The sequence below is a fragment of the Bradyrhizobium sp. CCGB01 genome, from assembly GCF_024199795.1.
Classification (GTDB): Bacteria; Pseudomonadota; Alphaproteobacteria; order Rhizobiales; family Xanthobacteraceae; genus Bradyrhizobium.
The window spans coordinates 2,296,907-2,308,718 of the sequence record NZ_JANADK010000001.1; the positions used below are offsets into that span (position 1 = coordinate 2,296,907).

11 protein-coding genes are annotated in these 11,812 nt (G+C 64.7%); 7 read left to right on the top strand and 4 right to left on the bottom strand.

The window, feature by feature from the left end; genetic code table 11:
* Positions 1-89: 89 nt before the first annotated feature.
* On the top strand, positions 90-974 hold the full coding sequence (locus NLM25_RS10315; RefSeq protein ID WP_254136862.1) for an aldose 1-epimerase family protein: 885 nt from the start codon (positions 90-92) through the stop codon (positions 972-974).
* A gap of 18 nt (positions 975-992) precedes the next feature.
* On the opposite strand, the gene NLM25_RS10320 is transcribed toward NLM25_RS10315, so the two are convergent.
* The gene (locus NLM25_RS10320; RefSeq protein WP_254136863.1) at positions 993-1,841 is read right to left on the bottom strand and encodes an MBL fold metallo-hydrolase; all 849 of its coding nucleotides are present in this window, start codon (positions 1,839-1,841) and stop codon (positions 993-995) included.
* A 95-nt stretch (positions 1,842-1,936) separates the two neighbouring features.
* Positions 1,937-3,094 carry an acyltransferase gene (locus NLM25_RS10325; protein ID WP_254136864.1) on the bottom strand — a complete coding sequence of 386 codons (1,158 nt, stop codon included), beginning with the start codon at positions 3,092-3,094 and terminating at the stop codon, positions 1,937-1,939.
* A 295-nt stretch (positions 3,095-3,389) separates the two neighbouring features.
* Between NLM25_RS10325 and NLM25_RS10330 the strand changes: the two genes are divergently transcribed.
* Positions 3,390-4,205 carry a response regulator gene (locus NLM25_RS10330; RefSeq protein ID WP_254136865.1) on the top strand — a complete coding sequence of 272 codons (816 nt, stop codon included), beginning with the start codon at positions 3,390-3,392 and terminating at the stop codon, positions 4,203-4,205.
* A gap of 33 nt (positions 4,206-4,238) precedes the next feature.
* On the opposite strand, the gene NLM25_RS10335 is transcribed toward NLM25_RS10330, so the two are convergent.
* The gene (locus NLM25_RS10335; RefSeq protein ID WP_254136866.1) at positions 4,239-5,381 is read right to left on the bottom strand and encodes a S9 family peptidase; all 1,143 of its coding nucleotides are present in this window, start codon (positions 5,379-5,381) and stop codon (positions 4,239-4,241) included.
* A 146-nt stretch (positions 5,382-5,527) separates the two neighbouring features.
* Between NLM25_RS10335 and pgm the strand changes: the two genes are divergently transcribed.
* From pgm to NLM25_RS10360, 5 genes are all read left to right on the top strand, one after another.
* A complete protein-coding gene (gene pgm / locus NLM25_RS10340; protein WP_254136867.1) occupies positions 5,528-7,174 on the top strand; it encodes a phosphoglucomutase (alpha-D-glucose-1,6-bisphosphate-dependent) in 1,647 nt (548 codons plus the stop codon).
* 305 nt (positions 7,175-7,479) lie between these two features.
* Complete coding sequence (locus NLM25_RS10345; protein WP_254136868.1) at positions 7,480-8,529, top strand: Rieske 2Fe-2S domain-containing protein; 1,050 nt, start codon at positions 7,480-7,482, stop codon at positions 8,527-8,529.
* Positions 8,530-8,535: 6 nt separating this feature from the next.
* A complete protein-coding gene (locus tag NLM25_RS10350) occupies positions 8,536-9,288 on the top strand; it encodes a GntR family transcriptional regulator (RefSeq protein ID WP_254136869.1) in 753 nt (250 codons plus the stop codon).
* Between the two features lie 9 nt (positions 9,289-9,297).
* The gene (locus tag NLM25_RS10355; protein WP_254136870.1) at positions 9,298-10,278 is read left to right on the top strand and encodes a PDR/VanB family oxidoreductase; all 981 of its coding nucleotides are present in this window, start codon (positions 9,298-9,300) and stop codon (positions 10,276-10,278) included.
* A 173-nt stretch (positions 10,279-10,451) separates the two neighbouring features.
* Positions 10,452-10,823 (top strand): hypothetical protein, encoded by a 372-nt coding sequence (locus NLM25_RS10360; RefSeq protein ID WP_254136871.1) that lies wholly within the window; start codon positions 10,452-10,454, stop codon positions 10,821-10,823.
* 215 nt (positions 10,824-11,038) lie between these two features.
* On the opposite strand, the gene NLM25_RS10365 is transcribed toward NLM25_RS10360, so the two are convergent.
* Positions 11,039-11,803 (bottom strand): hypothetical protein, encoded by a 765-nt coding sequence (locus tag NLM25_RS10365; RefSeq protein ID WP_254136872.1) that lies wholly within the window; start codon positions 11,801-11,803, stop codon positions 11,039-11,041.
* Positions 11,804-11,812: the final 9 nt, after the last annotated feature.

Here is an 11,812-nt window from a genome sequence, read left to right on the forward strand (position 1 = left end):
AGCTGATCTTCGCCCGTCTCATCGCGAGGCGAGCGAAATCGTTTCTGATGCGATATGATCCGGTCGCGGCTGCCGCCATGGAGATTGTCATGACCGACGACACGCACACGATCCGGAGCGGCGGGCTCGCCGCGACCATCAAGGCGCATGGCGCCGAGCTGTGCTCGCTGAAGGACGGCGGCGGCGTCGAATTCGTCTGGCAGGCGGGGCCGGCCTGGCCGCGCCACGCACCGCTGTTGTTTCCGATCGTCGGGCGTCTCGCCAATGACGAGCTGCGGCACCGGGGCAAGACGTATCGGATGACCCAGCACGGCTTTGCGCGTGACAGCCGCTTTGCGTGGGGCGCGCGGGACGCGAGCCGCTGCACGCTGGTGCTCGAAGACAGCGAAGCAACGCGGGCGCTCTATCCGTTCGCATTCCGGCTGACGGCTGCCTATACGATCGATGAATCCGGTCTCGATCTCTCGCTCACGATCGCCAATACCGGCAACGAGACATTGCCGGCCTCGCTCGGCGGCCATCCCGCTTTCAACTGGCCGCTTCAGCCTGAAATGGCGAAGGAGAGCTACGCGCTGACCTTCGCGAACGCAGAGCCGTCTCCCGTCCGCCGTCTCGACGGCGGCTTGCTGCGCGCGGCAGCGGAGCCAAGTCCCGTTAACGGCACGGTGTTGCCCTTGACCGAACGCCTCTTCGCCGACGACGCGATCATCTTCGACAAAGTCGAGAGCCGTTCCGCGCGTTACGCCGCTACGCAGGGCACCGGAGCTTGGCTGAAGATGTCATGGCGCGGCTTTCGCGAGCTCGGTGTCTGGTCGAAGCCGTCGGGCGCGCCGTTTCTGTGCATCGAGCCCTGGCGCGGCTATGCCAGTCCCGCCGGCTTCGACGGCGAATTCAGCGACAAGCCGGGCCTGATGCACATCGCACCTGGTGCGGAGGAGCAGTTGTCGTACCGGATCGAGGTCGGGTCGTCCTGAGGCCGGCCTCCGCGGCTCTCACACCTCGATCCGCGTGAGGTCCTCGCCGAGCACGACGGGACCCGAATAGTCCTGCCTGACATCCGCGAGCAGCGCATTGAGCATGTTATCGTCGGTGCGGGGGCGGTGATGGGTCAGCGCGAGCTTCTTGACGCCCGCCTTGGCCGCGACCTTGCCGACGGTGTCGCCGCAGGCGATCGTGTATTTCGCCAGCCGGCGGAAGTGGTCGTTGTTGATCTCCGGGGTTGCGAGGAAGCAGACCTGGACCAGCAGGTCGGCTCCCTCAGCCAGCCGCTCGAGACCGGGGCAGGGGACCGTGTCGCCGGAGATCGCAATGACCTTGCCTTCCGCTTCGAAGCGGTAGCCGAGACACATCCAGCGTGCGAGGAACGCCGGCGACATGTCGAGGCCGTCACCATGCGAGACGAGCTCGGCGCTGATCTTCCAGCGGCCGGTGTCGAGAACGGGGCCGGGAATGATGTCCGTCGCCGCCACCGGCTTCCAGCCGCCAAAAGTCGGCTCGCCCTGATCGCGCCAGGCGATGTCCTTGTCGTAGACCTGCGTGACCAGCGTGTTGACGAGCCGCTCGGTATCGGGCGGCCCATAGATGCGCAGCTCGTCCTTGCGCCCATACATCCAAGAATTCAGCATTACATCGTAGAGGTCGCCGATGTGGTCGAAGTGGTGATGGGTGAGAAAGACGGTGTTGATGGCGCTGAGCGGTACGCCGGCCTTGCTCAGCTGCACCGTGACGCCGCGGCCGGCGTCGAACAGGATGTTCTCCTCGCCGAGCCTGATCAGCGTGGTCGTCGCCATGCGGCGCGGGTCCGGACGCGGGCCGCCTGTGCCGAGCAGGATGACTTCCATGGGCCTACTCCAGCGTGCAGATTTCGGCGCGTAGAGTAGATTCGAAGGCCCGGGCTAGGCAAGCCGCGTCAGGGTCAGGCTGCGGCAGCAGGGCCTTAATGCATGCTCGTCGCCGTGGCGGCGACGGTCGGCCGGATGGTCGAACGGCCCGATCCCGCCGACGTCAGGCGATGCGCGAGGTCCTGCGCATGCCGTTCGATCAGATGCCACGTCGCGCGCGCGACGAGGTAGCTGAGCGCGGCGGTGACGGCATAGGCGATCAGCAGCGAGACCAGCCCGTCCGCCAGCGGCCAGACCTGGCGCAGGCCGTAGATCACCGCGAAGTGCGACAAATACATCGAGTAGGAATTGCGGCCGAGCGCCTCGATCGGCTGGAAGCGGATCGCAAGCTTGATGCAGCCGGCAACCAGCGCGCCGAGCACGAGGTTGATCATCAGATAGTTGAATTCGTGCGAACCGGTCGCGCGGTCGGCGATGAAGGACAGCGCGATGAAGACCGCGAAGATCGCGGCGTCCGACTTCGCAAAGCCGTCGCGCAGCGAGAAGAACAGCGCGCATCCCACGAGGAAGACAGGCAACTGGTTCAGGAAGCTGAGGTGCAGCGCATTCCAGACGAAGGTCTCGTGGCCGGGTCCGTAATAGGCCGAGAACAGCGCGAAGGCGAACGGCTTGAACAGGCAGACATTGACGAGATGCAGCACGATCGCGAGCGCGAGATAGAGATGGCGTCGCGACCCGAACGCCGTGATCACGAACGGGAAGACGAGATAGAAAATCATCTCCGCCGCGATCGACCAGTCGCCCGGCACGACGCTGTTGATGCTGTCCGGCCAGAAGCCGTGCAGGAACGTCGCCGTCAGGATCACCTGCAGCGGCCCGATGCCGTTGGGCGCGTTGTAGCTCGGACCCGTACCGTTGAGGAGGAGGTAGACCGGGATCGCGAGCCAGAACAGCGGCGCGATGCGCAGGAAGCGCCGGATGTAGAATTTGCGCGTCGGGCTGGTTTCGGTGCGCTGCGTCCACATCAGGCACATCGTCATGGCGCTGACGAAGTAGAACACGTTGACGCCGGTCCAGCCGCACATGAAGGCGTAGTCGACGGCGTGGATATTTGACGGAAAGGATTGCGAAACGTGGATCGCCATCACGCCGACGATGGCGAGGCCGCGCAGCACGTCGAGCGTGTGCGAGCGGCCGAAGGGCGTTACGCCCTGGTCGGTTCGTCCGGCAGCCAACCGGGCCTGCCCATGCATCGCGCCTGCTCCGTGGTTTCGCATTTGCAATCGGGACCATAGAGGCACGGCCGGATTTTCCGTAGCCGAAGACTCTCTTTACGTTAACCAGCGGTTGAGTCCGGAACCGAATGTGCGGGATCGGGGGTGCCGAGGGGCCCGGCCGGCGCTCGCCCGGACCACGCCAGCATGATGATGCGCGCGATGAGAATTGTGGGCCAATTCATACTTAATGTGCCAAGATCATGACCAATATTGTTCGGGCTGCACAACACGCCTAGTATCCGGCAGGCAATTTCGGGGGCTCGAATAAGTCGTGAATGTACGTTCACATGACGGTGCGCTGCGCGACGACTTGGGTTTTCAAGCCGGCCCGCAAGCACACAGGATATCCAACAACGTGTCTGATTCCGCGCGTCAGGAAGCAAGGCCTGCCGGCCGCGAGCGGCTGATCGTCGTCGAAGACGATCCCGTGACGCGGACGATGCTGGTCGGCTATTTCAACGAGAACAATTTCGACGTGGTCGGCGCCGGCTCCTGCGCGGAATGCCGCCAGGCGCTGCGCTCGCGCACCGATCTCGTTTTTCTCGACGTGCAGTTGCCAGATGGCGACGGCTTCGAGCTCGCCAAGGAGATCCAGGCGACCAGCAATGCGGGCATCATCTTCGTGACGCGCCGCGACACCGACGTCGATCGCATCCTCGGCCTCGAGATCGCCGGCGACCATTACGTGACCAAGCCGATCAATCTGCGCGACCTGCTCGCGCGCGCGCGCAGCGTGCTGCGGCGGCGCTCGATCGACCGCAAGGCGGCGCGCAACCACAATTCGATCGCCTTCGGCGACTGGATCATCGACCTGACGCGGCGCGAGCTGCTCGGCAGCGACGGCAAGCCGGTGGCTTTGACGCGCGCCGAGTTCGATCTGCTGGCGGCGCTGGTCGGCGCCGACGGCCGGCCGCTCAGCCGCGACTATCTGATCGAGGTCGTCAGCAACCGCCAGGCCGAGGTCGACATCCGCACGGTCGATGCGCTGGTGGCGCGGCTGCGCCGCAAGCTCGTCGGCAGCGGCACGCCCGTGATCGCGACCGTCACCGGCGTCGGCTACAAGCTCGCGCTCAGCGAACGGCTCTAGCCCCATCGTTCGAAGATCCGATCGCCCTCGCGCCTATCGCGCGCGGGCGCTATGGTCCGTCGATGCCCTTTGCGCGGCCCCGGCCAGCCGGTCATCGACCGCATACAGCGTGCAGGTCGGCGACCATTTCATGCAGGCGCCAAGCGAGTCGCGCCGGGCGTCGTCGACCGTGGTGCGCCCCGAGCGCCAGCCGTAACCGCCGTTCGGCGACACCGCAAAAGCCTTGTGCGGCATGGTGCTGGCGAGATAGCGCGAGAATTCGGCGCGCGCGGCCTCGTTGAGCTGGCTCGGCGGCGGCAGTGGATCGGGCGGGCTCAACATGTCGTGGCCGAGCCCGCGCTCGCGCAGGAAGGCGTCGAGATACGGCGTCCATTGCGGCCGGCCCACCACCGAATAGAGATAGTGGCCGTCGTCGCCGTAGGGCGGCGCCGCGATGAATTTCGCGTTACCGCCGTTGCCGCGAAATCCGCCATAGAGGCGGCGCGCGAGATCGGGACCGAAGAATGAATCGTTGCTCGCATAGACCCACAGCATCGGCACGCGTGACGTCTTGCCGAAGGTGGCAAATGCCTGCGCCAGCCCATCCTCATTGCAGACGTCGTCGTCATCCCGCGAGCCGCGGCCGCCGGCAAAGCTGATCGCGGCGACGAGACCTGCGGGCGCCTGCGCGGTCAGGGCGACGGTGGCGAGCCCGCCGGCGGAATGGCCGGCCGCGATCATGCCCGATGTCGTGACGTCGGCCCTGCGTCCCATGGCGTCGATCGCCGCGCGCAAGTCCGCGACAGCGACCGCCGCCGCCGGCAGATAGGCGGCATTCGCGCAACCACCGACGCTGTCGACGCGCCCGCCGGGCGAGGTGCCATAGCCGCGCCGCATCACGATCAGCGCGGCAAAACCGCGCCGGGCGTATTCCAGCGCGATGCCATAATATTTATGCGCCGACATGGTCGCGCGGTCCTCGAACTTGCGCGGCGAGCCGTGGCTGAGCAGCGCGAGCGGATAGCGCTTCGTTCCGGCCGGCCGGACCAGAAAGGCCTCCAGCCCCTGCGGCCCGGCCTCCGTCATCGGAATGCGCAGGTCTTCCGTGTAGAACTCCGCGGCCATCGCATTGGGCGCGATGCCGGCCGTCGCAAGCCAGGCCATCAGAAGAACCAAGAGCCTGTGAAACAACGTCATGCCCCGACTCGAAAAAGCCCCGATCTGAAAGACCATAGCATGATCTCAGGAACGGCCAGCCCGTCGCGCGTGTTGTGCTCTTGGCGGGGGGCTGCCCGATGCTATGCTGCTCCGCAATCTCTGGACGACAGGACGAGGATATTTCAGTGGCTGATGTTCATCCCGCGGCGGGCAAGCTTGTCTCGCCGGACGCGCTCACCAACGTTCCGCGGCTGGTGACGGCCTATTTCGCCGGCAAGCCCGATGTCGGCGATCCCGCGCAGCGGGTGGCGTTCGGCACCTCCGGCCATCGCGGCACCTCGTTCAAGAACAGCTTCAACGAGGGCCACATCCTCGCGACCACGCAGGCAATTTGCGACTACCGGCGGGAAAAGGGCCTGACCGGCCCGCTCTTCATCGGCATCGACACCCATGCGCTGGCCGAGCCGGCGCTGGTCAGCGCCATCGAGGTGTTCGCGGCCAACGGCGTCGACATCATGATCGACAAGGACGGCGGCTACACGCCGACGCCGGTGATCTCGCACGCGATCCTGACCTACAACAAGGGCCGCAGTAGCGGCCTTGCGGACGGCGTCGTCGTGACGCCCTCGCACAATCCCCCCGAAGACGGCGGCTACAAATACAATCCGCCGCATGGCGGGCCGGCCGACACCGATGCGACCTCCGTGATCGAGAAGCGCGCCAATGCCTATCTCGCCGACGGCCTGAAGGATGTGAAGCGCATCGATTATGCCAAGGCACGCAAATCATCGAACGTCCACGCCTACGACTTCATCACGCCCTACGTCGCCGATCTCGGCAATGTCGTCGATCTCGATCTCGTCAAATCCGCCGGCATCAATATCGGCATCGATCCGCTCGGCGGCGCCGCCGTGCATTACTGGCATCCGATCATCGAGCGTTACGGCCTGAAGGCCACCGTCGTGAACGAGGCGATCGACCCGACCTTCCGTTTCATGACGGTGGACTGGGACGGCAAGATCCGCATGGATTGCTCTTCGCCTTACGCGATGGCGAGCCTGATCGCGATGCGCGACCGCTTCGACGTCGCCTTTGCCAACGACACCGATGCCGACCGCCACGGCATCGTGACGCGGAGCAACGGATTGATGAATCCGAACCATTATCTTGCGACCGCGATCGCCTATCTGTTCGCGCACCGCCCGGACTGGGGCAAGGATGCCGCGATCGGCAAGACCGTGGTGTCGAGCTCGATCATCGACCGCGTCGCCAAGAAGCTCGGCCGCAAGCTGGTCGAGACGCCGGTCGGCTTCAAATGGTTCGTCGACGGACTCGTCAGCGGCAGCTTCGGTTTCGGCGGCGAGGAGAGTGCAGGGGCCTCGTTCCTGCGCCGCGACGGCACGGTGTGGACCACCGACAAGGACGGCATCATCCTCGGCCTGCTCGCAGCCGAGATCATGGCGAAGACCGGCCGCGATCCCAGCCAGTTCTTCAATGATCTCACCGCCGAGCTCGGCGTGCCCCACTACGCGCGCATCGACGTCGCGGCCACGACGCCGCAGAAGAACATCCTGAAATCCGTCACGCCCGAGCAGCTCGGCCTGAAGGATCTCGCCGGCGATCCGGTTCGCTCAACCCTGAGCAAGGCGCCGGGCAACGGCCAGCCGTTCGGTGGCATCAAGGTCGAAACCGATTTCGGCTGGTTTGCCGCAAGGCCCTCCGGGACGGAGGATGTCTACAAGATCTACGCCGAGAGTTTTCGGAGCACCGAGCATCTGAAGCGGATTCAGGAAGAGGCCCAGGCCGGGCTGGCGAGGGTTTTCGGGGCGTAAGGCGTCGAGGCAAGCGCCTCTTCTCAGACTGGTCCTGCAAGGGAGGGCTCGGGGAGGGCTAGCCGTATCCTGAGCTGTCATCACCCGCGAAAGCGGGTGATCCAGTACTCCGCGGCCCTGCTTGTGTGAACCCAATGTCTGCCGCGGCGTACTGGATTCCCCGCCTTCGCGGGGAATGACCTGCGGTTAGGTTTGTATACATTAGATCACATATAGGTATTATAATACACGTCTTTCGACCTTGAACGATTCTATCCCGCTGCTATTGTATACATAACGCATACATAAGCCTTGGGAGATCGCCGGTGACAAAACCCTTCCCGATGAACGCCTGGTACGCCGCCGCCTGGGACGCTGACGTCAAGCCGGCGCTCTTGCCGCGGACGATCTGTGGCAAGCATGTCGTGATGTACCGCAAGGCCGATGGCTCGGTGGCCGCGCTGGAGGATGCCTGCTGGCACCGCCTGGTGCCGCTGTCCAAGGGCCGGCTCGAAGGCGACACCGTCGTCTGCGGCTATCACGGCCTGAAGTACAATTCGCAGGGACGCTGCACCTTCATGCCCTCGCAGGAGACCATCAATCCGTCGGCCTGCGTGCGCGCCTATCCCGTGGTCGAACGTCATCGCTACATCTGGCTCTGGATGGGCGACCCTGCGCTCGCCGATCCCGCGCTCGTCCCTGACATGCACTGGAATCACGATCCGGCCTGGGCCGGCGATGGCAAGACCATCCACGTCAATTGCGACTACCGCCTCGTGCTCGACAATCTCATGGACCTCACCCACGAAACCTTCGTGCACGGCTCCTCGATCGGGAACGACGCGGTCGCCGAAGCGCCGTTCGACGTCACCCATGGCGAGAAGACGGTGACGGTGACGCGCTGGATGCGCGGCATCGAGGCGCCGCCGTTCTGGGCCAAGCAACTCGGCAAGCCCGGCCTCGTCGACCGCTGGCAGATCATCCGGTTCGAAGCGCCGTGCACCATCGCGATCGACGTCGGCGTGGCGCCGACAGGCACCGGCGCGCCGGAAGGCGACCGCTCGCAGGGCGTCAACGGCTTCGTGCTCAACACCATCACGCCGGAGACCGAGAAGACCTGCCACTATTTCTGGGCCTTCGTGCGCAACTATCAGCTCGGCGAGCAGCGCATCACCACCGAGATCCGCGAGGGTGTCTCCGGCATCTTCCACGAGGACGAGCTGATCCTCGAAGCGCAGCAGCGTGCGATGGACGAGAACCCCGATCGCATCTTCTACAATCTCAACATCGACGCCGGCGCGATGTGGACGCGCAAGCTGATCGACAGGATGGTGGCGAAGGAAAACCCGCCGCAGCACCTCCAGGCTGCGGAGTAAGCTGATATGGCCGAACGCGAGGTCGACCGCTCCGTCTCGCAGACCGTGAAGGCGCAGCTCGCGTTGCGCGACCAGCTCCTGTCGGGGGCGTTGCGCCCGGGTGAGCGCATCTCCGAGCTGCAGGCGGTGGAAACCACCGGCGCCTCGCGCACGCCGGTGCGCATGGCGCTGGTGCGGCTGGAGGAGGAGGGCCTGCTGGAGGCGATCCCCTCCGGCGGCTTCATGGTGAAGGCATTTTCCGAGCGCGACATTTCCGATTCCATCGAGCTGCGCGGCACGCTGGAGGGGCTGGCCGCCCGGTTCGCCGCCGAGCGCGGCGTCTCCGCGCGCGAGCTCGAGCCATTGAAGGAATGCCTTGCCGCGATCGACGAGCTGCTGCGCCAGGTGCCGATCTCGATCGAGGCCTTCTCGTCCTATGTCACGCTGAACGCGCGCTTCCACGCGCTTCTGACGGAATTGTCGCGCAGCCCGCCTTTGATACGGCAGATCGATCGTGCCTCGGCGCTGCCGTTCGCCTCGCCAAGCGGTTTTGTGATGGCGCAGTCGGCATTGCCCGAGGCACAGCAGATCCTGATCATCGGCCAGGAGCATCATCGCGTCGTGATCGACGCGATCGAGAATCGCGAAGGCGCCCGCGCCGAAGCGGTGATGCGCGAGCACGCGCGGCTCGCAGTGCGCAATTTGCGGCTCGCGCTGCGCAACCGGACCCATCTCGACCTCTTGCCGGCGCTCGCGCTGATCAAGACCGCAACCGACTAGGGGAGTGCCATGCGCTTCATCGAAACCTGGATACCGGCGACGCTCGTCTCGACGCGCGATCTCGCGCCGGGCATCCGCGAATTCCTGATCCTGCCGGATCAGTTCGACGGCGCCGCCTATCCGGTCGGCAGCCACATCAATGTCAGCGTGACCATCGACGGCCTGCCGGAGACGCGGTCCTATTCGCTGGTCGGCGAGGTAGCCCCGCGCGGCTTGCGGATCGTGGTGCGTCGCGCCGAGGATTCCCGCGGCGGCTCGCGCTACATGTGGCAGCTCAAGCCAGGCGCGCGGCTCGACATCACGCAGCCCGCCTCGCTGCTTGCGGTGGATTGGGCGCGTGAAAACTATTGCCTGATCGCCGGCGGTATTGGCATCACGCCGATCCTCGGTGCCGCACAGGCGCTGGCCCGCCGCGGCGCGAATGTGACGCTGCATTATGCGGTGCGCTCGCGCTCTGAGGCGGCCTATCTCGACGATCTCACGGATGCGCTCGGCGATCGCCTGGTCGTTCACGCCAGCGACGAAGGCGAGCGGCTCGATCTCGATGCGCTGTTCGCGTCATTGCCGCAAGGTGCACTGACGCTGTTCTGCGGCCCGATGCGGATGCTGGATGCCGCACGCCACGCCTGGATCGGCGCCGGCCATCCGCTTCCCGATCTCCGCTACGAGACTTTCGGCTCCAGCGGGACGCTGCCTACCGAAACGTTTCGCGTGCGCCTGAAGGATACCAATGTCGAGCTCGAAATCCCGCGCGAGCGCTCGATGCTGGATGTGCTCAATGCGAGCGGCCACGACGTGATGTACGATTGCAAGCGCGGCGAATGCGGCCTGTGCGCCATCGACGTGGTCGAGGTCGACGGCGAGATCGACCATCGCGACGTCTTCTTCAGCGATCACCAGAAGCAGAGCAACCAGAAGATCTGCGCCTGCGTCTCGCGCGCCCGCGGTACCATCACCGTGGACACGTTGGTGCGGGCGGATGCGGTCTGAGAGGCGTGTACTCATGCGACAGGTCCGCCCGCGGGAGCGGTCAGATTCGGTTCGCCCTGGCGGGTCGGATAAGGGCCCACAACCGGACCAACGCGGAGGTTTGATCTAGATCAATGCTGCGACTCTTTAGCGAGGGTCGATCGGTAGGGGGGCTTGTTGCAATGGAGCAAGCCATGACAAACCTAAAAGTTCTCGGCGCAATCGTGATTGCGGCATCAGCCCTGTCCAGCTCTGGTGCACTGGCGCAGGCGGCCCTTTCCAATCCTGACTTATGCCAAGCTGAATTCGCGACCTGCACGGGTCTTGGAACCGGGAGCACCCCCACCGGCAACTATCGATATCGGCAATCAACTCCGCGAACGGCATATCGGCAGCCGGTGGCGCCGGCCGCTACCGTTGGCAACTGGGGCAATTCCTACGCCATGTCGTCCGGCGAGATGGGCTGGCACGGCAACTGGAATACGTATGCTGCCCGCAACGGCATCGTCTGCCGGCCCGGCACCTACTTCAAGGGTGCTGACGGTCTCCTGCATCTCTGCCAATAGGCGATCCATGCCAACCCAGGCGGTTCGCCAACGCGCCGCCTGTTTCACGACGGACTGCGATTTTTTTCGAAGTTTGCAATCCATGTCGGGCATCACGACTGGGTGAGGGTGCGGCCTCCGGATCGAGAGTCCCCGCACCATCACCAGTGCTTCGATCCGCCGCCTCCACCCGGACTTCGCAGGCAGGGTCATGTGTGGACGCCGATGACGTGGACTTAACCACCAATGGACTTCGCCAGGCTTTCCAGGTTCTGCGGCCGCACCTCAATCAAGCCGTGCCGCGGAGCATCGATGTCGGCGATCAGGAGGAAGGCAAAGGAGAAGATCAAAGGCAGGACGAACACCAGCCATGCCCCGCTTTTGGCGCTTCGCGATCGATAGCCCATTAGCGCGTTGGAGCATAACGCCATGACCGCCATGAGATACCACGCGGCGATGGGGATCCGGTTCCAGAATGCGGCCTGCGTATAGCCTTGCGAATTGATCACGTCGTTCATGCCGGCAAGTGCCAGCGCCTCGACCGGCGTTGGCTGAGCCGACGCCGACGTGCGGACCGCAGACCAGAGATCGGCCTGCAACTGGGCCGTCCGCTCGTCGATCCGATTGCGCTGATCATCGTCCTTGTTGAGATAGAACTCGATCCGTAGGCGGGTGTATTCCGCAAGAATCTTGCGAACGTTTGCGGCACTGGCGGATGGCAGCAAGTCGGCGCGCAACATTTCGGTTCCGATCGCGTTGGCTTCCGCCTCCTCGAAATGCTTGCGCTGGTCATAGCGATTGATCGCCATGGAAAAACTGAAGCCGATGATCAGGCCGAGCAGCGTCAGGGTGGCCCCAAGGATGACATTGAGATGCTCGTTGTGTTCGTGGTCGGTGTCAGGATTGCGCCGGCGCAACCAGGAGCCCGCCACTGCGACGGCAGATAGCGCTACGAAAGAAACCGCGAACAACAAAAGAGGGTAGTGCGTCAGATTTTCCATGGCCAGCCC